Source organism: Gordonia desulfuricans NBRC 100010, assembly GCF_001485495.1.
Classification (GTDB): domain Bacteria; phylum Actinomycetota; class Actinomycetes; order Mycobacteriales; family Mycobacteriaceae; genus Gordonia; species Gordonia desulfuricans.
Genome location: NZ_BCNF01000036.1, coordinates 36607 through 62032, shown reverse-complemented (window position 1 = coordinate 62032; position 25426 = coordinate 36607). Strand labels below are relative to the sequence as shown.

The 25426-nt window shown below is 68.2% G+C and carries 23 protein-coding genes; 16 read left to right on the top strand and 7 right to left on the bottom strand.

Going from position 1 to position 25426, the window contains the following annotated elements:
- Nucleotides 1-70: 70 nt before the first annotated feature.
- From GD1_RS05660 to GD1_RS05645, 3 genes are all read left to right on the top strand, one after another.
- On the top strand, nucleotides 71-880 hold the full coding sequence (locus GD1_RS05660) for an isoprenyl transferase (protein ID WP_059036236.1): 810 nt from the start codon (nucleotides 71-73) through the stop codon (nucleotides 878-880).
- A gap of 332 nt (nucleotides 881-1212) precedes the next feature.
- Nucleotides 1213-2346 carry an alpha/beta hydrolase family protein gene (locus GD1_RS05650; protein WP_059036287.1) on the top strand — a complete coding sequence of 378 codons (1134 nt, stop codon included), beginning with the start codon at nucleotides 1213-1215 and terminating at the stop codon, nucleotides 2344-2346.
- An 88-nt stretch (nucleotides 2347-2434) separates the two neighbouring features.
- Complete coding sequence (locus GD1_RS05645) at nucleotides 2435-3181, top strand: SDR family oxidoreductase (RefSeq protein ID WP_059036286.1); 747 nt, start codon at nucleotides 2435-2437, stop codon at nucleotides 3179-3181.
- Nucleotides 3182-3196: 15 nt separating this feature from the next.
- On the opposite strand, the gene GD1_RS05640 is transcribed toward GD1_RS05645, so the two are convergent.
- Nucleotides 3197-3649 carry a MarR family winged helix-turn-helix transcriptional regulator gene (locus GD1_RS05640; protein ID WP_059036232.1) on the bottom strand — a complete coding sequence of 151 codons (453 nt, stop codon included), beginning with the start codon at nucleotides 3647-3649 and terminating at the stop codon, nucleotides 3197-3199.
- 59 nt (nucleotides 3650-3708) lie between these two features.
- Between GD1_RS05640 and GD1_RS05635 the strand changes: the two genes are divergently transcribed.
- The gene (locus GD1_RS05635; protein ID WP_059036230.1) at nucleotides 3709-4074 is read left to right on the top strand and encodes a cupin domain-containing protein; all 366 of its coding nucleotides are present in this window, start codon (nucleotides 3709-3711) and stop codon (nucleotides 4072-4074) included.
- A 36-nt stretch (nucleotides 4075-4110) separates the two neighbouring features.
- Here GD1_RS05635 and coaA read toward each other — a convergent pair whose 3' ends face one another.
- Nucleotides 4111-5052: a type I pantothenate kinase gene (gene coaA, locus GD1_RS05630; protein ID WP_020791484.1), complete on the bottom strand. Its 942-nt coding sequence runs from the start codon at nucleotides 5050-5052 to the stop codon at nucleotides 4111-4113.
- 102 nt (nucleotides 5053-5154) lie between these two features.
- Between coaA and GD1_RS05625 the strand changes: the two genes are divergently transcribed.
- The 8 genes from GD1_RS05625 (at nucleotide 5155) to GD1_RS05590 (ending at nucleotide 14632) form a co-directional block, all read left to right on the top strand.
- Nucleotides 5155-6408, top strand: a complete 1254-nt coding sequence (locus GD1_RS05625) for a hypothetical protein (RefSeq protein WP_059036228.1) — start codon at nucleotides 5155-5157, stop codon at nucleotides 6406-6408.
- Between the two features lie 69 nt (nucleotides 6409-6477).
- The gene (glyA, locus tag GD1_RS05620) at nucleotides 6478-7785 is read left to right on the top strand and encodes a serine hydroxymethyltransferase (RefSeq protein ID WP_020791829.1); all 1308 of its coding nucleotides are present in this window, start codon (nucleotides 6478-6480) and stop codon (nucleotides 7783-7785) included.
- A gap of 171 nt (nucleotides 7786-7956) precedes the next feature.
- On the top strand, nucleotides 7957-8829 hold the full coding sequence (locus GD1_RS05615; protein ID WP_059036226.1) for an acyl-ACP desaturase: 873 nt from the start codon (nucleotides 7957-7959) through the stop codon (nucleotides 8827-8829).
- Nucleotides 8830-9220: 391 nt separating this feature from the next.
- Nucleotides 9221-10531: an RNA 5'-3' helicase PhoH2 gene (gene phoH2, locus GD1_RS05610; RefSeq protein ID WP_059036224.1), complete on the top strand. Its 1311-nt coding sequence runs from the start codon at nucleotides 9221-9223 to the stop codon at nucleotides 10529-10531.
- A 141-nt stretch (nucleotides 10532-10672) separates the two neighbouring features.
- Nucleotides 10673-11482 carry an SDR family oxidoreductase gene (locus GD1_RS05605; RefSeq protein ID WP_053777663.1) on the top strand — a complete coding sequence of 270 codons (810 nt, stop codon included), beginning with the start codon at nucleotides 10673-10675 and terminating at the stop codon, nucleotides 11480-11482.
- Between the two features lie 57 nt (nucleotides 11483-11539).
- Nucleotides 11540-12805, top strand: coding sequence for an acyl-CoA dehydrogenase family protein (locus tag GD1_RS05600; RefSeq protein ID WP_053777746.1), 1266 nt, complete (start codon nucleotides 11540-11542; stop codon nucleotides 12803-12805).
- 35 nt (nucleotides 12806-12840) lie between these two features.
- Complete coding sequence (locus tag GD1_RS05595; protein WP_059036222.1) at nucleotides 12841-13884, top strand: phosphotransferase family protein; 1044 nt, start codon at nucleotides 12841-12843, stop codon at nucleotides 13882-13884.
- 58 nt (nucleotides 13885-13942) lie between these two features.
- Entirely contained in the window at nucleotides 13943-14632 is a 690-nt protein-coding gene (locus GD1_RS05590) for a TetR/AcrR family transcriptional regulator (protein WP_059036220.1), read from the top strand.
- Nucleotides 14633-14662: 30 nt separating this feature from the next.
- Here GD1_RS05590 and GD1_RS05585 read toward each other — a convergent pair whose 3' ends face one another.
- The 3 genes from GD1_RS05585 to GD1_RS05575 all read right to left on the bottom strand — a co-directional run bounded on the left by GD1_RS05585 (nucleotide 14663) and on the right by GD1_RS05575 (nucleotide 18595).
- On the bottom strand, nucleotides 14663-15910 hold the full coding sequence (locus GD1_RS05585; RefSeq protein WP_059036218.1) for an MCE family protein: 1248 nt from the start codon (nucleotides 15908-15910) through the stop codon (nucleotides 14663-14665).
- Between the two features lie 117 nt (nucleotides 15911-16027).
- Nucleotides 16028-17560, bottom strand: coding sequence for a class I adenylate-forming enzyme family protein (locus GD1_RS05580; protein WP_059036216.1), 1533 nt, complete (start codon nucleotides 17558-17560; stop codon nucleotides 16028-16030).
- A 78-nt stretch (nucleotides 17561-17638) separates the two neighbouring features.
- The gene (locus GD1_RS05575; protein ID WP_020792717.1) at nucleotides 17639-18595 is read right to left on the bottom strand and encodes a phosphotriesterase family protein; all 957 of its coding nucleotides are present in this window, start codon (nucleotides 18593-18595) and stop codon (nucleotides 17639-17641) included.
- A gap of 232 nt (nucleotides 18596-18827) precedes the next feature.
- Here GD1_RS05575 and GD1_RS05570 point away from each other — a divergent pair, with 232 nt between their 5' ends.
- The 4 genes from GD1_RS05570 (at nucleotide 18828) to GD1_RS05555 (ending at nucleotide 23895) form a co-directional block, all read left to right on the top strand.
- A complete protein-coding gene (locus GD1_RS05570) occupies nucleotides 18828-19835 on the top strand; it encodes a L,D-transpeptidase family protein (protein WP_238404326.1) in 1008 nt (335 codons plus the stop codon).
- A gap of 193 nt (nucleotides 19836-20028) precedes the next feature.
- Nucleotides 20029-20829 carry an alpha/beta fold hydrolase gene (locus tag GD1_RS05565; RefSeq protein ID WP_059036212.1) on the top strand — a complete coding sequence of 267 codons (801 nt, stop codon included), beginning with the start codon at nucleotides 20029-20031 and terminating at the stop codon, nucleotides 20827-20829.
- Entirely contained in the window at nucleotides 20826-22169 is a 1344-nt protein-coding gene (locus GD1_RS05560; RefSeq protein ID WP_244882539.1) for a hypothetical protein, read from the top strand. The genes GD1_RS05565 and GD1_RS05560 overlap by 4 nt, the downstream gene beginning before the upstream one ends.
- A 145-nt stretch (nucleotides 22170-22314) precedes the next feature.
- The gene (locus tag GD1_RS05555; protein ID WP_083533891.1) at nucleotides 22315-23895 is read left to right on the top strand and encodes an APC family permease; all 1581 of its coding nucleotides are present in this window, start codon (nucleotides 22315-22317) and stop codon (nucleotides 23893-23895) included.
- 70 nt (nucleotides 23896-23965) lie between these two features.
- Here the strand turns inward: GD1_RS05555 and GD1_RS05550 are convergent, their stop codons facing one another.
- Nucleotides 23966-24655 (bottom strand): PIG-L deacetylase family protein, encoded by a 690-nt coding sequence (locus tag GD1_RS05550; RefSeq protein WP_059036208.1) that lies wholly within the window; start codon nucleotides 24653-24655, stop codon nucleotides 23966-23968.
- Between the two features lie 4 nt (nucleotides 24656-24659).
- Nucleotides 24660-25274 carry a class I SAM-dependent methyltransferase gene (locus GD1_RS05545; RefSeq protein WP_059036205.1) on the bottom strand — a complete coding sequence of 205 codons (615 nt, stop codon included), beginning with the start codon at nucleotides 25272-25274 and terminating at the stop codon, nucleotides 24660-24662.
- Nucleotides 25275-25426: the final 152 nt, after the last annotated feature.

The following is a 25426-nucleotide window of genomic DNA, read 5'->3' as shown; positions in this document are numbered from 1 at the left end:
CGTAGGTCCGGGCGTCGGGTTCGTGTCCGACGCCTCGGCGGCGAGGGATTGCGGACTAGTGTGGACCACGATGAAACTGCTTCCCGACCGCCTGCGTGGACCGATGCTCAGTGTGTACGAGCGGCGGCTGATCCAGCTGATGGACTCCACCCGGTTGCCCCAGCATGTCGCCATCATCTGCGACGGCAATCGGCGCTGGGCCAAGGAGGCGGGCTTCGAGGACGTCAGCCACGGGCATCGGGTCGGCGCGCGCCGGATCGCCGACATGCTCGGCTGGTGCTCGGAACTCGGGATCACCACCGTCACCATCTACCTGCTGTCCACCGAGAACCTGCAGCGCGACTCCGAGGAACTCGACGCACTGATGCAGATCGTCCCGGACATCGTCGACGAGATCTCCGGTCCGGTCGCCCATCCCGGCACCGACGGGGCCACCGCCCCGTGGCGGGTGCGGATCGTCGGGACACTCGACCAGCTGCCCGACGCCGTCGCCGACCGGCTGCGCGCGGCGTCCGAACGCACCGCCGGACACACCGGGATGAACGTCAACGTCGCCGTCGGCTACGGCGGACGGCAGGAGATCGTCGACGCCGTGCGTGCCCTGCTGACCGAGAAGGCGGCCGAGGGGGCGTCGCCGGCGGAGATGATCGACGCGGTCACCGTCGAGGCGATCGACCGCAATCTCTACACCAAGGGTCAGCCCGACCCCGACCTCGTGATCCGCACGTCCGGAGAGCAACGGTTGTCGGGATTCTTGCTGTGGCAGAGCGCCTACTCCGAGATCTGGTTCACCGACGCCTACTGGCCGGAGTTCCGCCGGGTGGACTTCCTGCGCGCACTGCGTGACTTCGCCGCGCGCAATCGGCGGTTCGGCAAGTAGGGCATCCGTCGTGACGGCCCTCACGACCGGTTCCGGTCCGTGACGCGTGCGCGCGAATCGGTCTCAGCGGATGCGGCCGGTCACCGATCTCTGGTACGCAGAGATGACCGGGTGCCGACACCTGCCGTTCGAGGGTATGACGACCGACGACCGACGTCTCCCGGCCCATCGATTCTGCCGATCGTCGCAGTCGCGGCGGTCCCCAGCGGGAGGCCTCACCGATGATCCATCGATTCCGACAGGACCGGCGATCTGATCCGGCGGCACCCAGGTGGCGCAGACCGGTTGCCGCGGTGTCGGCGACGCTGGCAGTGCTCGCAGGCGCGGTGTCGATGTCACCGGGGCTCGCCCACGCCGACGACACGACCCCGGGCCAGGTGACGTCGACCGCGCCGCTGACTGCCCGCGCAACGCTTCCCGGTTCCGTCGACGGCAAGCGAATTGTGTACTGGACCACGGGGATCAAGGGTGCCCCCGCGCAGTCCAGTGCGGCCGTGTACTTCCCGCCCGGACAACCCCCGGAAGGCGGCTGGCCGGTCATCGCGTGGGCGCATGGCACCACCGGGCTCGACGATGCCTGCGCCTACTCGATCAACGGGCCGATCCTGCCCGACCGCGACTGGGCATATCTCGGTCGCTGGATGCAGCAGGGCTATGCGATCGTCGCCGCCGACTACGTCGGCCTGGGAACCCCGGGCGCGCATCCCTACCTCGACGGGAAGACCGAGGCGCACAGTGTGGTCGACGCGGTGAAGGCGGCGACCGCCACCTATCCGTCGCTGGCCGGGAAGTGGGTGACGGTCGGGCAGTCGCAGGGCGGCGGCGCGGCGATGTTCACCGCACGCTACGCCGACGACTTCGGTGGCAACTCCGGGGGCCTGTCGTATCGAGGTGCCGTCGCGACCGGGGTTCCCGCCTATATCGAGGACGCCATCCCCTTGGTGGCGCGGCCCGGGGTGGTACCCGTCCCGCTCGGTAACACACTGCCCGAGACGACCAGCTATGTCCTCTACATCCTGTCGGGCCTGCGTGCCTCCTTCCCCGAATGGAACGTGGACTCCTATCTGACGCCGTATGGCCGGCACTGGGTGGACGAGGCGGAGGGACCGCTGTGTGACACCACCGAGGGGCCGGGGCAGGACTACGGCTTCGGTGATGTCATCCGGAAGTCGAATGTGATTACCGGGAACTTCTACAGTCGTCCGCTCGATCACATCGCGGGGTTCGCCGGTGCGCTGAAGAACTACATGGGGGTTCCCGAATCCGGTTACCACCAACCGGTTCTCATCGGTCAGGGGCTCAGGGACACCGATGTCAACGCGGCGGGAACGCTCCTGCTGGCGCAGCGGATGAAGAACAACGGTCAACCGGTGACGCTGAAGACCTACGACCTCGACCACAGTGGAACGGTCAACGCCTCCCTCGCCGACAGCATCCCGTTCGTCCATCGGCTCTTCGCCACATGATCGGTCCCAGACCCTGATCGCAGCTGTCGCCGGCGCCGATTGCCAGTAGCGTGGACTGCGACCACTCGGCGGATCGATGGAGGGTGCCATGCGTGTGACGGTGTTCGGGGCGAGCGGAGAGATCGGCCGCAGGCTGGTGGGGGAACTCGAGGCGCGCGGCGTGGATGTGGTTGCCGCGCAACGGTCGACCGGGGTCGATGCGTATGCGGGCACGGGTCTCGACGGCGCCTGTACCGGGACCGATGTGGTGGTCGATGCGATCAACGTGACCACTCTCAAGGCGAAGGTCGCCGTCGACTTCTTCTCGACGTCGGCCGCCAACATCGCCGCGGCGGCGCAACGCGCCGGGGCGCGGCGCGTGGTCTGCCTGTCGATCATCAACGCCGCCGACGAGCAGGTGAACGCCAAATTCGGCTATTACCAGGGAAAAGCGGCCCAGGAGCGCGTCTACACCGACGCCCTGGGCCCCGGAATGCTGCGGATCGTCCGCTCCGCCCAATGGTTCGAACTCGCCGAACAGCTGCTGTCGAGGGCGAGGTTCGGTCCGGTCGCGGCCGTCGCGCACATGCGGTGCCGTCCGCTGGCCGCCGCCGACGCCGCGCGGGTCCTCGCCGACGCGGTCACCGACTCGGCGGGCGGAGATGTGGAGGTGGCCGGACCCGCCGAGATGGACCTGGCCGACATCGCGAAACATCTTGCCCGCAAGCAGGGCTCACCACGGTGGGTGTTCGCGGTCAACGTCGGCGGACCCGCGATGCGCGACGGTGGACTCGTCCCGCGCGGTGAGTTCACGCAGACCTCGACAACCCTGGAGCAGTGGCTGGCCGCCCGGTAGGGCGCCGGTGCCCGATCACCAGACCGATCGGGGCGGCGCGCCCGCGCCGAGATACCCGAGTGCCTGTAGGAATACCTGCGAATCGGACTGCCCGAGAGCCTCTTCCAGAGACCGTGTCTCGGCGGTGGCGGCGTCGGCGGCCACCCGGGTGATCTCGTGGCCGAGCGGGGTGAGTTCGATGAGCACGGCGCGCCGGTCGGTGGGGTGGGGGCGTCGCTCGACGATCCCCGACTTCTCGAGGCCGCCGACGATCGCGGCCGCGGACTGCTTGGTGATGCCGAGATGGGCGGCGATCTCGTTGATCGTGGCGCCGCCCGAGGCGATGCGGCCGAAGATCAGCCCGTGCACCGGCCGGAGTCCGGGGTGTCCGGCGGCCCGGACCGCCGCGTCGATCCGCTCGGCCACCGCCGACGTCGCCGACATCAGCAGGAACGGCAGTGCATCGCGTGGGGGACGGGGCCTTGACATATCGACAGCCTAACTGTCTGAATATAGACAGTCATTTTGTCTAATTGAAGGGCCTGGCCATGCACATCACCCAACCCGTCCGACACTCCCTGCACGGAGCCGACTTCGACTCCTTCGTGTCGCCCTCGTCCGGCAGCCGGGAACTGTGCGCCTGGCGAACCACCATCGGTCCGGGGCAGTCGGGGGCCGAGCACACCGTCGACCACGAGGAGGTCTTCCTCGTGCTGGCCGGTGAACCGGTCATCCGGCTCGACGGCGAGCCCGTGACCCCGTCGCCGGGGGAGGTGGTCTTCGTGCCCGCCGGGTCGGCGGTGGCCGTGGACAACCCCGGCCCCGACCCGGTGACGATGTGGGTCACCACCGTCGTCGGGCTCACCGCCACGATCGCCGGTGGCGACCCGATCAGTCCGCCGTGGACGCGTTAGCGCCGGTGGTGCACCGGGCTCGGCGGTGGCCCGGATTCACAACTTGCGCAGTCGGACCCGATTGATCGAGTGGTCGGCGTCCTTGCGCAACACGAGGGTGGCGCGGGGCCGGGTGGGCAGGATGTTCTCGCGCAGGTTGGGCAGATTGATCGACGTCCAGATGTCGCGGGCGGCGATGGTCGCCTGCTCGTCGGTCAGCGATGCGTAGTAGTGGAAGTGCGAGTTGGGGTCGGCGAAGGAGCCCGACCGCATCTGCAGGAACCGAGAGATGTACCAGCGCTCGATGTCGGTGGTCTTGGCGTCGACGTAGATGGAGAAGTCGAACAGATCCGACACCATGAGGTTCTCGCCGGTCTGCAGGACGTTGAGTCCCTCGATGATCAGGATGTCGGGCTGACGCACATAGTGACGCACCTCGGGCACGATGTCGTAGGTGATGTGCGAATACACCGGTGCGGTGACCTCGCGTGCGCCCGACTTGACCTCGGTGACGAACCGCAGCAGCGCGCGTCGGTCATAGGATTCGGGGAATCCCTTGCGGTGCATGATTCCCCGGCGTTCGAGCTCCGAGGTCGGCAGCAGGAAGCCGTCGGTGGTGATCAGGTCGACCTTCGGATGCGACTCCCACCGTGCGAGCAGTGCCGCGAGCACTCGCGCGGTGGTCGACTTGCCCACCGCCACGCTGCCGGCGATCCCGATCACGAACGGCACCTGCTTGTTGGTCTGACGCTCGCCGAGGAATGTCGACGTCGCGGCGAACAGCCGTTGCCGCGCGGCGACCTGCAGGTGGATCAGACGCGAGAGGGGCAGGTAGACCTCGGCGACCTCGGTGAGATCGATCTGCTCACCGAGTCCGACGAGCTGGTCGAGCTCGTCGGAGGTGAGCACCATCGGCATCGATTCGCGGAGTTCACGCCACTGCTTGCGATCGAGCTCCAGATAGAGGCTCGGATCGCGCCCGGTCGTGTCGCGCGCCATCAGCCGGCGCGTCCCGTCGGGGCGAGGTCACAGGAGACCCGAGATGTCATGCGCTACAGCTTAGGACCACGTGTAACCCGCGCCATGGGTAGCCTTCCTTCCATGCCTTCCGAACATGGTCACCGACCCATCTCGCCGCTGGTCACCGACTATCTGCGCCTCGGCCTCGCGTTCGACCGGCTCGAAGAGGGCTTCGTCGACGCCTACACCGGCGACCCGTCCCTGCGGGCCGACGTGATGAGCGGACCGGCCCCGGATCCGGCGCAGCTGGCGCAGGTCGCGCGGGGCCTGCAGGGCGATCTCCCCGCCGACCTCGACCCCGAACGTGCGGCGTTCGTCGGTGCGCATCTGCGTGCGCTGGAGTGTTCGGCCCGCACGTTCGCCGGGGAGGACATCTCCTTCGTCGACGAGGTGCGTGCGTACTTCGACGTCGACATCACCCTCGGCGATGTGGAGACCTATCGGGCGGCACATGCCGAGCTCGCCGTCGCACTCGGCGAACCGGATGCCGCCGCCGACCGTCTGCTGTCGAGCTACACCGCCTACCGTCGTGCCGACGAGATCCCGCCCGAGCGGGTGGACGAGTGCGTGCGCGCGTTCAGCGGCGCGCTGCGGGAGAAGGTTCGTGACGCCTACCCGCTGCCCGACGCCGAGATCGTCGAGTTCGAGGTGGTCACCGACAAACCGTGGTCGGGATTCAATTACTACCTCGGCGACTACCGCTCCCGGGTCGCGATCAACGCCGACCTCACCCAGTACATGTCGAGCCTGCCGCACCTGATCGCCCACGAGGCGTACCCGGGGCACCACACCGAACACTGTCGCAAGGAACAGCGACTCGTCGGCGGCGGCCAGGACGAACAGACCATCTTCCTGGTGAACACCCCGCAGTGCCTGATGGCCGAGGGGCTCGCCGACCACGCACTCCAGGCGATCGTCGGGCCGGACTGGGGACTGTGGGCGCAGGAGATCTACGCCGACCTCGGGCTGCGATTCGACGGTGACCGCGCCCAGCGGGTCGGTGGTGCCACCGGCGGTCTGATCGGGGTGCGCCAGGATGCGGCCCTGCTGCTGCACGACCGGCACGCCGACGCCGACGAGGCCACCGCCTTCCTGCAGCGGTGGCTGCTCGCCCCGGAGGCCCGCGCCCGGCAGATGCTGCGATTCCTGACCTCGCCGTTGTGGCGTGCCTATATCTCGACCTATGTGGAGGGTTACCGGCTCCTCGAGCAGTGGCTCGACGCCGATGTGCCGACCATCGCCGGGGACGGCCGTGCGGCACGGTTCGGGCGGTTGCTCGACGAGCCGCTGATCCCGGCGTCGTTGCGGGCCGAATTGGCGGGTGCACCCGCCTGAGGGTGTGACCTGCGGCAGCACCGAGACCGGATTTCGGGGACCTGCGGGTCAACCAATAGACTCGATCCCATGACCGAGAACTCCCAGTCCGTCAACTCGATGTCGTTGGCCGACCTCGACCCCGACGTAGCCGCGGCGATGAACGGTGAGCTGAGCCGTCAGCGCGACACGCTCGAGATGATCGCGTCGGAGAACTTCGTGCCGCGCGCGGTGCTGCAGGCGCAGGGCAGCGTGCTGACCAACAAGTACGCCGAGGGTTACCCCGGACGTCGGTACTACGGAGGCTGTGAGTACGTCGACGTCGTCGAGGACATCGCCCGCAACCGGGCCAAGGAACTGTTCGGTGCCGACTTCGCCAACGTGCAGCCGCACTCGGGAGCGCAGGCGAATGCCGCTGTGCTGCAGGCACTCATGGAGCCGGGGGAGACCCTTCTCGGTCTCGATCTCGCCCACGGCGGCCACCTCACCCACGGCATGCGGCTGAACTTCTCGGGCAAGCTGTACGAGAACGCCTTCTACGGCGTCAGCAAGGAAGACTTCCGGGTCGACATGGACGAGGTGCGCAAGATCGCCCTCGACGCCCGCCCCAAGGTGATCGTCGCCGGCTGGTCGGCCTACCCGCGGACCCTCGACTTCGCGGCGTTCCGCGAGATCGCCGACGAGGTCGGTGCCCGCCTGTGGGTCGACATGGCGCACTTCGCCGGCCTGGTCGCCGCGGGTCTGCACCCGTCGCCGGTGCCGCATGCCGACGTCGTCTCCTCGACCGTGCACAAGACCCTCGGTGGCCCGCGCTCGGGCATCATCCTGGCCAAACAGGAGTGGGCCAAGAAGCTCAACTCGGCGGTGTTCCCCGGCCAGCAGGGTGGCCCGCTCATGCATGCGATCGCCGGTAAGGCCGTCGCCCTGAAGATCGCCGGCACCGAGGAGTTCGCCGAGCGTCAGCGCCGCACTCTGTCGGGCGCGAAGCTGCTCGCCGAGCGCCTGACCGGCGCCGACGTCGCCAAGGCGGGTGTCTCGGTGCTCACCGGCGGCACCGACGTGCACCTGGTGCTGGTCGATCTGCGCAACAGCGCCCTCGACGGCCAGCAGGCCGAGGACCTCCTGCATCAGGTGGGTATCACGGTCAACCGCAACGCCGTGCCGTTCGACCCGCGCCCGCCGATGGTCACCTCCGGCCTGCGGATCGGCACCCCGGCACTGGCCACCCGCGGATTCGGTGACGAGCAGTTCACCGAGGTCGCCGACATCATCGGTACCGCGCTGGCCGCGGGCCAGGCCGCCGATGTCTCGGCGTTGCGTGCGCGCGTGTCGAAGCTGGCCCTGGACTTCCCGCTGTACGAGGGTCTCGAGTCGTGGGGTCTGATGAGCCGGGCCTGATCTTCTCGGCCCGATCTTTCCGGAGATCCGGTCAGCTACCCCCGGTGTGCCGACGGCATACCGGGGGTACGTCGTCTCCGCCGGTCCCGCCGCCGGTGGCCCCGGCACGCCGTCGTGCTGCGGATATGACCCGATTGCCCTCGGGGGTTACGGATCCGTATCCTGGACGCGATGAACGCACTCACCGAAGACGACCTGATCATCGCGCTCGAGAAGGCGCTTCCGGAGATCGCCGAGGACCACCAGGCGGCTGCGGTCGTGTGGAACCCGCACGACTACGTCCCGTGGAAGGACGGCCGCAACTTCGCCTTCCTCGGCGGCGACGACTGGGATCCCTCACAGGCCACCCTGTCCGACGAGGCGCGCGCGGGTTCGCTGGCGCTGCTGCTCACCAAGGACAACCTGCCGTCCTACCACCGTGTGCTGGCCAAGTACTTCCCGGCCTTCTCCGACTGGCGGCAGCTGGTCGGCGTGTGGACCGCCGAGGACAACCGCCATGCCGTGGTGCTGCGGGACTACCTCGTGGTGCGTCGTGCCATCGATCCGGTGGACTCCGAAGAGCGGCGTCGTGATCACGTCACCAAGGGCTTCCGGCAGACCCCCGAGCAGGTCGACGAACTCGGCCCGCTGGACGTGCTGGCGCTGATGGCGGTGCACGAGTACCAGTGCGTGCACTTCACCAACCGGCTGGCCACGGTCGTCGGCGACGACGTGTACAGCGAGATCCTGCATCTGATCGCCGGGGACGACGCCCAGCAGGGAGTCACCTTCGGGAACTTCCTGAACGCGGCGCTGGTGGCCGACCAGGATGCCACGGTCGTCGCGGTGGACCGGGCGCTGGCGCGACTGGTCGACGAGCCGCTCGGCTACGACATCGACAACTTCGACGCCGAGCGCGCACTGATCGCCGGCTACGAGACCGACGAGACCCGTGCCGCGATCGCCGGGAGCCTTGCCGATGCGCTCAAGCTCGACTCGGTACAGGAACTCGGCGACGACGCCGAAGCGGCGCGCACGCGCATCCTGACGCTCGCCGGTCGCTGATCGGCAGGACCCGCCTCCGGGTCACCCACTTCCCACCCCACCGGGCCCCGCTCGCACTCGCGAGCGGGGCCCGGTGGTGGTAAAGGGCCGCAAAATCCCAGGTGACGCACTTTGTGCGACAGTGACTTCCACGCTACGTCCGTTAACGCGAAATTCACGCCGACACACCCTGTCCACCGCGCCGTCATGCCGGTTCCCGCGTACGTTGACCAGTGACGGGTCGCGGGGAAGCGGCTCGTCCGGGAGGTTCGATTCGTGGTTTGCAGCAGCAGCGCGAGGGGGCCGGCCCCGGTCCTCGTCGCTCTCGGCTGACGCCGAGAGAGCACCGACAAGAACCGACCGGTCGACCTTGAACAGGTTTGTGCGGGCGCCGCACAGACGAGGAGCTCACGTGACCACTCGCACTTACGTCCTCGACACCTCCGTGCTCCTGTCCGATCCCTGGGCGGTCAAGCGCTTCGCCGAACACCATGTGGTCCTGCCGCTGGTGGTGATCAGCGAACTCGAGGGCAAACGTCACCACCACGAGCTCGGCTGGTTCGCCCGTGAGGCCTTGCGTCTGCTCGACGACCTGCGACTCGAGTACGGCCGCCTCGATCTCGCCCTCCCGATCGGCGAGGACGGTGGCACCCTGCAGGTGGAGCTCAACCACACCGACCCGGCGGTGCTGCCGGCCGGTTTCCGGACCGACACCAACGATTCGCGGATTCTGGCCTGTGCGCTGAACCTGCGGGCCGAGGGTCGCGAGGTCACCCTGGTCTCCAAGGACATCCCGTTGCGCGTGAAGGCCGGCGCGGTGGGTCTGGCCGCCGACGAGTACCACGCCCAGGACGTGGTGGTCTCCGGCTGGTCGGGGATGACCGAGCTCGACGTGGACCAGCAGGTGATCGACACCCTGTTCACCGACGGTGTGGTCGACATCGACGACGCCCGGGAAATGCCGTGCCACACCGGGATTCGGCTGTTGGGCCACGGGTCGTCGTCGGCGTTGGGCCGGGTGAACGAGGCCAAGCAGGTGCAGCTGGTCCGCGGTGACCGTGAGGCGTTCGGTCTGCACGGGCGTTCGGCCGAGCAGCGGGTCGCCCTGGACCTGTTGCTCGACGAGAGCGTGGGAATCGTGTCGCTGGGCGGCAAGGCCGGTACCGGCAAGTCGGCGCTGGCGTTGTGCGCGGGTCTGGAGGCGGTGCTCGAGCGCCGTACCCAGCGCAAGGTGGTGGTGTTCCGCCCGCTGTACGCCGTCGGTGGCCAGCAACTGGGGTACCTGCCCGGCGGTGAGGCCGAGAAGATGGGGCCGTGGGCGCAGGCGGTGTTCGACACCCTCGAGGGGCTGGCGTCGCCGGAGGTGATCGAGGAGGTGCTCGGTCGCGGGATGCTGGAGGTCTTGCCGCTGACGCATATCCGCGGGCGGTCCCTGCACGATTCGTTCGTGATCGTCGACGAGGCGCAGTCGCTGGAACGCAATGTGCTGCTGACGGTCCTGTCACGGCTGGGTGCGGGTTCGCGGGTGGTGCTCACCCACGATGTGGCGCAGCGTGACAACCTGCGGGTGGGGCGTCATGACGGTGTCGCCGCGGTGATCGAGAAGCTCAAGGGGCATCCGCTGTTCGCGCACATCACGCTCACCCGTAGTGAGCGGTCGCCGATTGCGGCGTTGGTGACGGACATGCTGGAGGAATTCGGGCCGGGCGCACCGGGAGCGTAGCGAGCGGGCGCGGTGTGGCAGCACCGGGAGCGTAGCGAGCGGGCGATTTTTTCGGGACCCCGGGGTCGGTTGACCTCGGGGTCCCGTTCTGTGCGGACCCAGGTCCTTGAACTTGAAACTGGGTTCAAGTACGTTCGATTCATGGAGATCGAGAACACAGTCGCCGTCGTCACCGGAGCGGGTGGCGGGATCGGCGGGGCCATCGCCCGCGCGCTGGCCGCCCGCGGTGCCCGCGTCGTCGTCACCGACCTCGACGAGGCGTCGGTCGCGGTCACCGCCGCCGACATCGAGAAGGCCGGTGGTTCTGCTCGCGCACTCGCCGGCGATGCCGCGTCACAGGAGCACATCGAGGCCGTGATCGCCGCTGCGGCAGAGGCATTCGGTCCGGTGGATCTGTATGTCGCCAATGCGGGGATCGGTGGTCGCGGTGGGATCGACGCCACCGACGCCGACTGGGAGCGGGCGATCGACATCAACCTGATGGGCCACGTGCGCGCCGCCCGTCTCCTCGTCCCGGACTGGGTGGAACGGGGCCGTGGCTACTTCCTGAGCACCGCGTCGGCGGCGGGACTGCTCACCCAGCTCGGATCGGCCACCTACTCGGTCACCAAACACGCCGCGGTGGGCTTCGCCGAGTGGCTCTCGGCCAGCTACGGCGACCGCGGGGTCCGGGTCAGCTGCCTGTGCCCGATGGGCGTCGACACCAAACTGCTGCGGCCGGAGGCCATGCCGGACGACCCGAACGGCGACCTGATGCAGCGTGCGGTGGAGACCGCCGGGGAGGTGCTGACCGTCGAGGAGGTCGCCGAGGTGGTCCTCGCGGCGATCGACGACGAGCGGTTCCTGATCCTGCCGCACCCGGAGGTCCTCGAGATGTACCGCCGCAAGGGTGCCGACTACGACCGCTGGCTGCGCGGCATGCGCCGTTTCCAGGCCTCGCTGCTCTCCTGAGCGGAGCCGTGACCCGCACGGCCACAAAGACTTTCAACCGGATATCAAGGAGTGATCATGACGTTGTTCGACCCGTCGCCCCGTGCCGAGGAGTACCGGCAGAAGCTGCTGGCCTTCATGGACACCCACGTCTACCCCAACGAGGGTGTCTACGAGGAGCAGATGGCTGCGCTGGACAACCCGCACGGGATGCCCGCGATCCTCACCGAACTCAAGGGCCGCGCCAAGGAGGCCGGCCTGTGGAACCTCTTCCACCCGCACGCCGAATGGGCGCCGGGCCTGACCAATCTGGAGTACGCCCCGCTGGCCGAGATCATGGGCCGGGTGCACTGGGCGTCGGAGGTGTTCAACTGCAACGCCCCCGACACCGGCAACATGGAGGTCCTGACGCTCTTCGGTACCGATGAGCACAAGGAGAAGTACCTGCGTCCGCTGCTCGACGGCGAGATCGCCTCGGCATTCGCGATGACCGAGCCCGACGTCGCCAGCTCGGATGCCACCAACATCGAGATGGCCATGGTCCGCGACGGCGACGAGTACGTCCTCAACGGCCGGAAGTGGTTTGCTTCCAACGCTGTTCGTCCCGACTGCAAGGTCCTGATCGTGATGGGCAAGACCGATCCGACCGGTCCGCCGCATCGCCAGCAGTCGATGATGGTGGTGCCGACCGACGCCCCCGGTCTGACCATCCTGCGCAACCTGCCGGTGTTCGGCTACACCGACCGGGAAAGCCACGGCGAACTCGTCTTCGAGAACGTGCGGGTGCCCGCCAAGGACGTGCTGAAGGGGGAGGGCGAGGGATTCGCGATCGCCCAGGCACGTCTGGGCCCGGGTCGTATCCACCACTGCATGCGCATCATCGGCATGGCCGAACGCGCACTGGAACTGATGTGCACGCGGGCCACCCGGCGCACCACCTTCGGGGAGCCGCTGGCCAACCGCGCCAACATCCAGGACTGGATCGCCGAGTCGCGCATCGACATCGAGATGGTGCGTCTGCTGACGCTGAAGGCCGCCCACATGATGGACACCGTCGGCAACAAGGCGGCGGCCACCGAGATCGCCGCCATCAAGGTCGCGGCGCCGAACATCGCGCTGAAGATCATCGACCGGGCCATCCAGGTGCACGGCGGTGGCGGTGTCACCGACGACTTCCCGCTGGCCTCGGCCTATGCCGGCATCCGCACCCTGCGTCTGGCCGACGGCCCCGACGAGGTGCACAAGCGTGCCATCGCCCGTCGTGAGCTGCGTCGTTACCGTGACACCCCCGCACCGGAGACGGTGCCGGGTGTCTCCGATGCCGCACTGAGCGCCCGTTTCTGACGGGCAGAGGAACAGAGAGGACGAACGGCAACACCATGACGACGAGTGGACTGTCGGTGATCCCCGAGGTGGATTCCGGTGCACTGCAGCGATGGCTGGGTGAGATCGGTGTCGACGCGGACGGCGAGATCACCTGCACGCGGGTGGGAATCGGTCAATCGAACCTCACCTACCTGTTGTCCGACGACGCCGGCGGCCGCTGGGTCCTGCGGCGACCGCCGGTGGGACACCTGCTGGCATCGGCACACGACGTGGTGCGCGAGGCGCGGATTCTCTCCGCGCTCGGCCCCACCGACGTACCGGTCCCGCAGGTGCTGGGGGTGTGCACCGACGAGTCGGTGACCCCGGTTCCCCTCGTCGTCATGGAGTTCGTCGACGCGGTGGTGCTCGACAACCTGCCGGCCGGGGAGGCATTGGATCCCGCCATCCGCACCCGGATCGGCGAGTCGATGATCGAGACGCTCGCCCGCATCCACGCCGTCGACATCGAGGCCGTCGGACTCGACGACCTGGCGAGCCACAAGCCCTATGCCGCACGTCAGTTGAAGCGCTGGAGTGCGCAGTGGGAGAAGTCCAAGACCCGCGAGATCCCGGCCCTGGACGCGCTGACACAGCGACTGATCCGAAGTGCGCCCGAGCAGCACGAGACCCGACTCGTCCACGGCGACTTCCACATCCGCAACGTGATGATCGATCCGGCCACCGGCGCGGTGCGTGCGGCACTCGACTGGGAACTGTCGACGCTGGGCGATCCGCTCGCCGACATCGGTAGCACGCTGGCGTACTGGCCCGGTCCCGGTGAGCCGTCCCTGACCGGAGCGCCGGTGGAACTGCTCGAGGGATTCCCGGACCGGGCGCAACTGGCCGCGAGCTACATCGAACGCACCGGTCGTGATCCGCGTGCCCTCGAGTTCTGGCATGCGCTGGGGTTGTGGAAGGTGGCGATCATCGCCGAGGGCGTGCTGCGTCGAGCGGCGGACAATCCCGCCAACCGGGCGTCGGCGGGTGTCCCGACCGGTGAGGTGATCGACATCCTGGTGTCCAAGGCGACCGCTGTCGCGGATTCCGCGGGACTCTAGTCGCGTCCATGGGGTACTCGATGTGCACGGCGGCGACGGCGGGTGTCAGGATGGCACGATGACCGCAGAATCGAGGGGGTCCGAGCTGGTCGGATCGGATCTGCCGCGGATCGCCGCCGCGGGCACCGAGAAGGCGCCGCCGGCCACCGCACGCGGGGAACGGACCCGGGCGGCGCTGATCGCGGCCGCCCGGCAGATCTTCGAGCGCGACGGCTTCTCCGATGCCCGGCTCACCGACATCACCGTGGCCGCGAGCTGCTCGACGGGTACCTTCTACACCTACTTCGACTCGAAGGAGGAGATCCTCGACGCGGTGCTGGCGGAGGCACACGAGGACATGCTGCATCCCGGGTTCCCGCATGTGGAGTCCGGATCGGAGGGCGATCCGATCGCCGTGCTCGAGGCCGCCAATCGGGCGTATTTCGAGGCGTACAAACGCAATGCGAAGCTACGTCTCGTGCTCGAGCAGGTGACCGCGAACATGCCGGAGTTCCGGGAGAAGCGACGGCAACGCGGTCTGGTGTTCGCGAGTCGCAATGCGCGCCATATCGAGAAGCTCCAGGAGTCCGGGCTCGCCGATCCGGACCTCGACGCGATGGGTGCCGCCCAGGCGCTCTCGGGGATGGTGTCGCGAATGGCCTACCAGGCCTTTGCGATCGGCGTCGACGAGGTGTCCATGGACGATCTCACCTTCACCGCGACCCGGTTGTGGGCCAATGCGATCGGGTTGCGGTCACCGAAGGGCTGAGCGGCTCGGACGATCGGGTGCGGGTGGGTGTCAGTCGGTCCGCACACCCAGCAGTGTCGCCAGTTGCCGCGCAAGCGGATTGAGGTTCAGGCGGTCGGGATCCTTCTTCGGCGTGGTGTCCCAGGGCTGTGCGGTCGACGGATCGGCATAGCGGGCCCGGTCGGCACCGCGCACCCCGGTCGGATTGCCGAACGGTACGGCACACCGCGCGTCGGTGTTGAACGGGAAGTCGTCGTAGCGGATGTCGAAATCCGGCTTGGTGCGCTTCATCTCGTCGATGATCCGCTGCGTGCTCTCGTAGCCTCTGGTGCAGGCGGGCGGGTCGTTGGTCTCGAGCACGACGCCGAAATGGATCTGTCCGTCACCGGGCGCGGGGGAGTGCGCACCGGCCGACAGCTGTGACAGCAAGGCGAAGGTCATCGACGTGGTGTAGGTGGCCGGCCCGACGGTGCGTGCCACGTCGGCGAGCTGGCCGACGACGGTGGCGAGGTCACCGCCGTTGCGCTGCACCAGTTCCGAGATCTGGGTGGCCGATGCCGAGCCGGTGGTCAGCAGTCGGCGGAGGTCCGGGTCGGCGGTGGCCAGCGTGGCCGACACCAGGTCGAGTCCGCGTGACCACGACAGGATCGCGTCGGACTGGTCGGCCTGGGTGGCCAGGACGGTGTCGGCGTCGCGGAGCAGGCCGATGGTGGCCGGGATGTTGTCGGCACCGGCCTCGGCGAGTTTCGACAGCGAGTCGACCAGCCGTGGGAGGTTCTCGTTCTGGCCGTGGAATCCCTTGCCCAGCTCGGTGATCACGGTGTGCAGGTCGTCGAGCGGGATCGACTCGGAGAGATCGATCGCCGACGACACGACGTCCTCGACCTTCGGCGGGATCGACGCCCGGGTGATCCGCGAGCCGTCGGCGAGGTGCCGGCCGTCGATCTTCGACGGTTGCAGGTCGATGTACTGCTCACCGATCGCCGATCGTGCGGCCACCACGGCCACCGACGACTCGGGGATCTCGGGGGCGCTGGAGTCCAGTTGCAGGTCGACGTCCACACCGTCGGCGGTGAGCCGGAGTTCGCCGACCCGCCCCACCGGGATGCCGAGGTAGGTGACCTCGGCATTGGTGAAGATCCCGCCGGAGTCGGGTAGTTGTGCGGTGACGGTGTAGACCCCGATCCCGACCACCCGGTTGATGTGCACGTAGCGGATACCGGCGAAGACACTGACCGCCAGGCCGATCACGAGGATCGCGGCGATCTGCAGTCGTGCGAGACGACTGAGCGGTGGCATGTGACGAGGACCCGACCCTTCCGCCCCGGCCGGGGCCCGGTCAGGTTACCCACGGGTCAGTTCGCCGCGCCAGAGGATCGTGACAACGTCCATGGGTACATTCGGCTGTGGGTGCCGTCACAGGCCGCCACCGGATCGTCCGGTGGCCGCACTCGTCGGTGCGACGAGCTCCGAGCGGTCGATCGCACGCTTGAGGATCTTGCCCGTCGCGCCCTTGGGGAGTGCGTCGACGAAGCGGATGATGCGCGGCACCTTGTAGGCCGAGAGGCGTTCTTTGGTCCACGCGCGCAACGCATCCGGATCGATCTGGGTGCCCGGCCGGGGAGTGATGACCGCGGCGATCTCCTCGCCGTAGTGGTCGTCGGACACACCGATCACCGCCACCTCGACGATGTCGGGATGGGTGTAGAGGACCTCCTCGACCTCACGCGGGTACACGTTGTACCCACCGCGGATGATCATGTCCTTGGTGCGGTCCACGATGCGAACATCGCCGTCGGTGTCCATCGTGCCCAGATCGCCGGTGCGGAACCAGCCGTCGACCAGTTCGGCGGCGGTGGCGTCGGGCCGGTTCCAGTAGCCCTTCATCACGGTGGGGCCCTTGATGAAGATCTCACCGATCTCGTCGGCCGGCACCGGATGGCCGTCGGGATCGCGGACCTCGATGGTGAACCCGGGCAGGGCCGGACCCACGGTGCCCACCTTCGGCGGCCCCTCGAGGTTGCGGAAGGTGGTGGTGCCGGCGGTCTCGGTGAGTCCGTATCCCTCGAGGATGGAGCAGCCGAACCGGTCGGAGAACTCCCGGATCACCTCGCCGGGCATGGATGCGCCACCCGAACACGCCAACCGTAGGTCGGCGAAGTCGGCGGGGGTGTAGCCCTCGGTGACCTGCAGCATGGCGTTCCACATGGTCGGCACGCCGCAGGCGATGGTGATGTGCTCGTCACGCAGACGATCCATGAAGGCCGTCGGGGTGAACGGACTCAGCAGCGAGAGGGTGCCGCCACCGGCGAGGGCGTTGTGCATCACCACGACCTGCCCGAAGCAGTGGAACAGGGGCAGCGCGGTGGCCCAGCGTTCGTGTTCGCCGACCTGCAGGGCGGCCTGGAAGGCGGCCGGGACCGCATCGATGTTGGCGACGGTGAGCTGGGCGCCCTTGGGCCGTCCGGTGGTGCCGGAGGTGTAGAGGATCACCGCGGTGTCGTCGGCGTCGCGGTCGACCGGTGCGGTGGCCGCGACGGCGTCGTCGGGTTCGTTCTCGAACTCGGTGAGTTCGAGCATCGGGAGACCGCGTTCACCCGCCGCTGACCTCGCGGCCTCGGCGCACCGATGCCACGCCAGAACCAGCGATGTCCCGGAATCGTCGATGACATAACCGATCTCGGCGGGCGTCGACATCACGTTCAGGGTGATCGCGGTGGCCCCGACCGACTGCAGTCCGTAGTAGGCGATCGCGAACTCCGGGACCGACGGCGCGATCAGCAGTACGCGGTCGTCGCGGGAGACCCCGGCCGCGGCGAGTCTGGTTGCGGCGCGGGCGATCCGGTCACGCAGGTCGGCGTAGGACAGGATGCGGTCGCCGGCGCGCACGGCGGGGCGATCGGGATGGGAGTCGGCACACTGCCGCAGGTCGGTGACGATGCTGGCCATGGGATCCGTTTCTGCTCGGGTGGATTCGTGAGGGGGGCCGGGAGGCGCGTGATGAGGGGTGCGGCGGGTCCGGGTGGGTCACTCGAAGTAGCGGCGTGGGACGTCGACGAGCATGGTGGTGATCTGCTCGTCGGTGACGCCGCGTTCGCGTAGGGCGGGCAGGACGTCCTCGCTGATGTGGCGGAAGTTCCACTTGGGCACGGCCGCCCGCTTCGCATCGGGGTCGAACCAGTCGATGAAGCACGACGCATCGTGGGCCAGGGCCATGCGGTCGGCGTACCCCCGTGCGACCAGCTCGACGACGGTGTTGATCCGGTCCTCGAACGGGAGGAGGACGTCGAGGCCGAAGCGGTCCATGCCCAGGATCGACCCGGCGTCGGCGATCTCCATGAGGTAGTCGAGGTCGGTGCTGTCGCCGGAGTGTCCGATCACGACCTTGGTGAGGTCGGCGCCCTCCTCCGCGAGGATCTTCTGGGCCACGAGACCGGACCTGGTGTGCGGGTTGGTGTGCACGGTGATGGGTGCGCCGGTCTGCGCGGAGGTGATGCCGACCGCGCGCATCACCCGCTCGACGCCGGGGGTCAGTCCCTGTTCTTCGATCGCGCATTTGAGGAACGCCGCCTTGACCCCGGTGTCTGCGATGCCCTCGGTGAGGTCCTTGGTGAAGTACTCGACCAGTGGTTCGGGGACGTCGAAGAGCAGGCCGGGACCGGTGTAGTGGAACTGGAACGGGATGTCGTTGTAGGTGTAGAGCCCGGTGGCCACCACGATGGTGAGGTCGGTCTGTGCGGCGATCTTCTGGATCCGCGGGATGTAGCGCCCCAGGCCGAGCACGGTGGGGTCGAAGATCGTGTCGACGCCCAGCCCCTTGAGCTCGTTGAGGTCGCGCACCGCGTCGGCGATCTTCTGCTCTTCGTCCCACTCGGTGTAGTTCTGGCGGAACTCCTCGCCGAGGACGAAGACGTGCTCGTGGACCAGGGTGGTGCCGAGATCGGCCGATTCGATCGGGCCGGTGACGGTGTTGACGACGGACATGCGCATCCCTTCGAGGTGGGGGTGACCCCACAGTCGCGATGGAGTGTGGGGTGGATCACTCTGGCGTCGAGACTACTTGAGCCTGATTTCAGATTCAAGAGTCGGTAGTGATCGGATCCATGTCGCACTGTGACCGTTGCGAGACTCAGTGGCTCTTGCCTTTTGCCACACTGGTGTGGTGCTGAAGTTACTGATGAGGTCGTTGGGACTAGTGGGACTGATGGTGGCGGCGATGCTCGCTGCCGTCGCGGGCGGGAACGGAGCCGCACTCGCGGCGCCGCAAGCCACCCCGGGCACGACGACGCCCAGTACATCCACTCCCGGTACATCCTCACCGGGTACATCCACACCGGGTACGAACGGGCTGGGCGCGCTCGGGGGGATCTCCATTCCCGAGACCGGGATTCCCGAGCTCGACACGATCCTGAACAAGCTCTCCGGTGCGGGCTCGTCCGAGCTGGGTCCGCAGGCCGGTGAGAGCAGTCAGATGATCGTGGTCACCGCGCCCAAGGCGAGCGACCAGACCGCGACACTGACCGCCTTCCAGAAGGAGGACAACGGGACCTGGCGGCCGGTGTTCGGTCCGACCAAGGCCTTCCTCGGCGAACTCGGGATGGGGCAGCCGCAGGACAACGTCTACCGCACCCCGGAGGGCACCTTCGCACTCGACCAGGCCTTCGGACGGCTGGCCGACCCCGGCACCAAGATGCCCTACTTCAAGACCGACACGCAGGACTGGTGGGACTCCGACACGAGCTCGCCGACCTACAACACCCACGTCCGTCAGGCACAGAGTCCGGGCGGCGACAGCGAGAACCTGTACAACTCCGGTGCCGCCTACGACTACGCGGTGAACATCGCGCACAACCCGCAACGGATTCCGGGCAAGGCGTCGGCGATCTTCTTGCACGCCAGCACCGGTGAACCCACCATGGGCTGCGTCGCCATCGACAAGGACATCCTGCGGCAGATCCTGGTCTGGCTCGACCCGGCAAAGAACCCGCGGATCACCATCGGCGTCAACCAGCCGGCACCCACCGGGCAGGCGCAGGCGACCACCCCCGAAGGCGGCACCGCGCCGTCGACGACGACCCCGACCACCCCGGGCACCACCACCCCGGGTACCACGACTCCGGGTACCACCACTCCCGGGACGGGACTCGGCGACTCGAATGCCCTGACCCAGTTGCTCAACCAGCTCGTGGGCGTGCTCCCGGCGCTACTCGGTGTCGGAGGCTGAATCCCTGACCATCTGAAGAACGCAGCGCCGTCGGTCCGATGACCGGCGGCGCTGTGCGTCGGCCTCCCTGAGAATCGCGGTGGGCCATAGTCTGGCGACCCCTCCGGTGCCGGGTGAATGCTCTGTGGGTTGCGAAGTACTCGTGCAGCGAATCGGGGCACGAAACCCGTCGCGCCCCGGAAAGGAGTGAGCCATGCCCTATTTCGACGGTGCGCAGGGCCGGGTGTTCTATCGTCACTGGCCGGCCGCGACCACACCGACCGCAGCGTTGATCTTCTTGCACGGATTCGGTGAACACTCGGGTCTCTACCACCGGTATGCCGCCGAACTCGCCTCGCACGGAGTCGAGCTGTGGGCGCTCGACCAGCCGGGCCACGGACTCTCCGAAGGCGAACGCGGCAACGTCGGCTCCTGTGACGCCGTCGTCCACAACGCCCGGGTGCTGACCGATCTCGCCGCCGCGCACCGTCCCGACGTCCCCCTGGCGATCGGCGGTCATTCGCTGGGCAGCCTCGGCGCCGTGTTCGCGGCACTCGACCGGCCCGGGCGGTACACGAGCGTCGTCGTCTCGGGTGCGCCGCTGTCGCCGCTGCCGTGGCTGCAGGCCGCCGTCGATTCCGACGACCCGTTCGAACTCGATCTGGATGCGCTGTCGGCGGACCCGTTCTATCGCGACGAGCTGGCCAACGATCCGCTGGCCTTCACCGCCGCCGACATCGGTGGCGAACTGAGCCGACTGTTCACGCCCGCATGGGAGAGACTCGACCGCGACCTGCCGGCGTCGACGATCCCGCTGCTGGCCGTCCACGGCCGCAACGACGCCGTGGCGCCGCTCGACGGTGTCACCGCGTGGCAGGACCGGCTGCCGACGCTCCGCGTGGAGGTCGTCGCCGACGGCGCCCACGACGTGCTCAACGAGGTGGCCCACGCCCACGTCGCCGCGGTGATCGGCCGGCACATCGGCGACCACGTGCCCTCGGCGGTGTCCTCGTGACGACGACGGACCGGCGCGGATTCGACCTGACCGACGGCGAGCGTCGCGCCCTGACCGACCTCGCCGCCTTCCCGTTACTCGGTGCGATCACCGGGCGCCGATCCCGTCGTTTCCCGGTCGGCGGCCGTATCCCCGCCGGAGAACTCGCCTTCACCAGCAACCGGCCGGTCCAACCGCTCAGCGAGGTCGAGCGTGCCCTCGTCCTGTCGGTCGTCACCGGCGTCACCGGCCGGCACTTCGGCATCAGCCACCATCCCGGATATGCACCGGCGCTGCCGAACTACTCGGGATCGGCCACGGGGCGCACGTTTCCGTCCGCCGCCGGATTCCACACCACCGAGTTCTTCTTCACCGACGACTCGGGCACCTACTTCCTGTCCAGTCGCGACGCCGCCCCTGCTTCCAGTGGAGGCGGCGGGGACATCGGGGACGGGGATATCGAGGGCGGGGACATCGGGGACGGGGGCATCGAGGACTGGCTCGCCGAGACGGTCGGCCGGTATCGCAAGATCTCTGATCACCGGATACATCTCCCACGCGAAGAACCGTATCTGGAAGGCCACAACACCTGGATCGCCAACCATCCGGGCTCGCTGCTGGTGATCCCCATCGCCGACCTCGCCCAGCATTTCATCGCGAACGTCGCGTTCTTCCTGCAGAACGGATACGGGCTCTACGACGACATCCACGATCGGGAGATCCCCGGTGCCTCGGATCCGTCGCTGCGTCATGCGGGGGATCCCTTCCCGCTGTCGTTCGTGGAGCAGTACACCCTCGCCGAGGCGAGTGCGGAGCTGGTCACCGCCGCCTACAACGGCCATCTCGTCCTGGGTGCACTCGGTCTGGGCGGATGGACCTTCGACGGGATCGACCGATTGTCGGTCCTCGGTGCCTCCGGTGATCCGGCGGTACCCGGTCTGGGATTCGAGGTACAGACCGACGACAGGTGGTCGCTGCCCAATCCCACGGGGCTGCCAGGAGTCTTCGAGACGCTGTCACGCCCGCACGTGGCCGATGCCGGCGAGGCGGTGGCGCGCTTCACGGAACGGAAGTTCGGCCCCGGTGGGCCCTTTCACCCCGACACCGACGGTCCGTGGCGGGACACCCCGCGGGTGCGGGCATCCGCGGCGCCCTATGACGAGCGGTTCACCGAACTGCTGACCGGCCAGATCGCCTACGTGGACGACGTGTTCGGCAAGATACCGGGAACCGTACCGACCGTACACATCCTGAATTACCTTCAGGCGCAACATATCGACACCGACTTCTATGACCACCACTTCGATCCGGGTGCCTACCTGCCCACGCATCGTGACCACCAGGACGTGTGGCACTCCTGACGGTCGTCGCGGATCCGGTGGCGGCCGATCGCGCCGTCCACACCGATAGAACCCGTGAGAACCTAAGGGGGGTAACGGATATCGCTGTCGGGCATACTCCTTCTGGTCAATGCACGATCTATGCTCGCGTGGAAGGTGAAGTGTCATGTCGATTGAGGTACAGCCTGATTCGCCGGGGAGCGAGGTGAGTCCGGCAGAGGGCGTCGAAGTCCGGGAACGTGGTGCGCAGGCGGTGAGCCTGGGTGGCCGTCGGCTGACGGCCGCCGAGGGCACCGGCCTGGCGCGAGGTGCACTCGGGCATTGGGGAGTGTTCGCGCAGGGACTGGCCGCGGCCGCACCGAGCGTCGCGATCGCCTCGGTGCCGTTCTCGCTCTACACCGCATCGGGTAAGGGAGCGGCCTGGGCGGCGATCGTCGGTCTGGTGATCGCGGTCCTGATCGCCACCACCATCGGCTATCAGGCGCGGCGCACGGTGACCTCGGGATCGTTGGGAACCTACACCGGCAACGGTCTGGGGCCGGGCTTCGCCTTCGCCGCCGGGTTCAGTCTTCTGTTGGGCTACATCGGATTCGCCACCACCGGCACTCTCGGCGGCGTCCTCTACGTCGACGCCTTCCTCGAGGAGATCGGGTTGGGCTCGCAGGCATCGTGGTTCCGGTTGCTGCTCGTGGCGGTCGTCGTCGGGGTGGGGGTGTACCTCCCGCTCCGTGGTGCCTCCCTGGCCGCCAAGTACGAGCTGATCTTCGAGGTCGTCGCCGTCGCAGCGATATTCGTGATCATCGTGGCGTCCTATGTCAGCTACGGCTGGCGGATCGACACCGAGCAGTGGAATCCGAGCAATCTCGGGCACAGTTCGACTTTCGTCGCCGCGGTGACCGCGGTCGGCGCCTACGCCGGCTTCGAGAGTGTCGCATCCCTCGGGGCCGAGGCGCGTGATGCGCACCGCACGATCGCACGGTCGCTGCTGCGCGTCGTACTCATCCTCGGGGTGCTCTACATCCTTGCAACCTACCCACAGGTGTTGCACTTCAACGGGATCGACGGCGACAAGGCGGTGCTGCCACAGCTCGCCGATGCCTCGCACGTGTCATGGATCAACCCGGTGGTCAGTGCCGCGGTCTCGGTGGCGTTCATCGTCTTCGTCACCGCGGTCACCACGTCGGCGGCACGGTCGTTGTTCACCCTCGCCCACGAGGGTGCACTCCCGCAGGTCTTCGCCAAGGTCCATCCGCGCTACAAGACGCCGTGGGTCGGTGTGGTCTTCGTCGGTGCGCTGGCCCTGGTCTTCGCCGTCGTGGCCACCTTCTCCTCGGCCGGCCGCCTCGTGTTCGACGTGTACGGCGGCTACGTGGCGACCTGGGGATTCCTGGTCAGCTACCTGCTGGTGGTGATCGCCACACCGATCTGGCTGTACCGGATCAAGGCGCTGACCCCGGCACGGGCGATCGTGTCCGGCCTGGCGATCGCGGCGCTCGGATATGTGATCGTCAGCAATGTGTACCCGGTGCCGGCGTTCCCGTTCAGCATCCTGCCGTTCGTCTTCCTCGGCATCCTCGCCGTCGGGCTGTTGTGGTACGCCTACCTGCGCGTCGCCCGCCCCGAGATCGCGGCCCGCGTCGGCAGCATCCAGACGCTGTCCACCGAGGAACAGGAACGGTTGGCCGACCTGGGCATCCTCGAGGTACTCGACGAGGAGGCGCCCGGCCACCGGACCGTCGACCGGTAGACGCCGCCGGATGCCGGAACCGGGTGAGGCATCCTGGCCGGCAAGCACATCCGGTGTCGGTCGACCCGGTTCAGCCGGTGACCCGTTTGAGCTCGAAGCACGCCGCGCGGCGACCGTCGAAGTCGTCGCGCGGTGTGGTCGTCCGGTCCACCTGTGCCCGGGCCTGATCGGCGACCGGTGTCGTCGGATCGAGCACCTCCAGGTACACCCGGTGCGCCGACAAGGCGTCGATCGCGGCCGGGACCTGTGCCTCGACGTCCACGGCGTGCGTCGGGTGCGGGCCGTTCTCGAACAGCCAACGCGGGCGGGCGTCGGCGGGCAAGGCGTCGTATGCGTCGAGGACCGCCGCGGAGAACTCCATGTGATCGCGCTGGTTCGGCGCACCCGGCGCCCACTCGGGTCCGCCGTAGAGCGACAGGATCACCTCGGGTGCGACGCGCCGGATGGTCTCGCCGATCCGTTCCCGCAGTTCGGGGGTGTTGCGGATCTCGCTGTCGGGGAAGCCCCAGAACTCCACCTCGTCCACCCCGACGATCCGCGCCGACGCCCGCTGCTCGTCCTCGCGCAGCGGTCCGGCCTGTTCGGGCGCCATGCCCGCGATACCGGCCTCACCGCTCGAGGCCAGGGCGTAGACCACGCGCCGGCCCTCGCCGGTCCAGCGTGCGACCGCGGCGGCCATGCCGTACTCGGGGTCGTCGGGATGGGCGACGAGCGCCAGTGCGGTCTGCCAGCCGGTGGGGAACTCGTCGAGCCCGGTCACGGCGTCACGCTCGATCGGCGGTGTGGCGCAGGACCGTCACCGCGAAGTCCGCATCCGGATGCCATGCGCGCAGATCCCATGTGGCGAAACGATGTTCGACGTAGAGGTCGGTCTCGGCCACGGCGGCGTCGAAGGCCTCCAGGGAGAGCTCGCGGTTGGTGTGGAAGCCGACCACGAGCACGCCGGTCTCGGCCAGATGCGCCGACAGCCGGCGCAGCACCTGCACCTCGGTACCCGGGGCGAGGAAGACCATCACATTGCCCGCGCACACGATCGCGTCGAACGGATCGGTCTCACCCTGTGCGGCGAGGTCCAGTTCGCTGAGGTCGCCGACCAGCCACCGCGGCCCGGGATGATCGGCCTGTGCGGCGGCGATCAGGGCCGGGTCGACGTCCACGCCGACCACGGTGTGTCCGGCGACGTGCAGGAAGGAGCCGATGCGGCCCGGCCCGCACCCGGCGTCGAGAACCCGGGCGCCACGCGGCACCATCGCATCGATCATCCGGGCCTCGCCGCCCAGGTCGGCACCTTCGCGGGCCATCGTGCGGAACCGTTCGATGTACCACTCGCTGTGGCCGGGTTTGGTGTCGGTGAACCATCTGGGCGGGGTCGTGGCCATGGGTGTGACGTTACCCGCTCACGATGCCCACGTGTCCGGACCGCCGGAGTGCGCCCGGGCGTGACCGCCCGCCGCCGGCGGGGCGATTCCTCCGGTTTGTGGAACGACCGAACCAGAATCTGGCTGAGTACAAGGCTGGGCGTCACGGCACC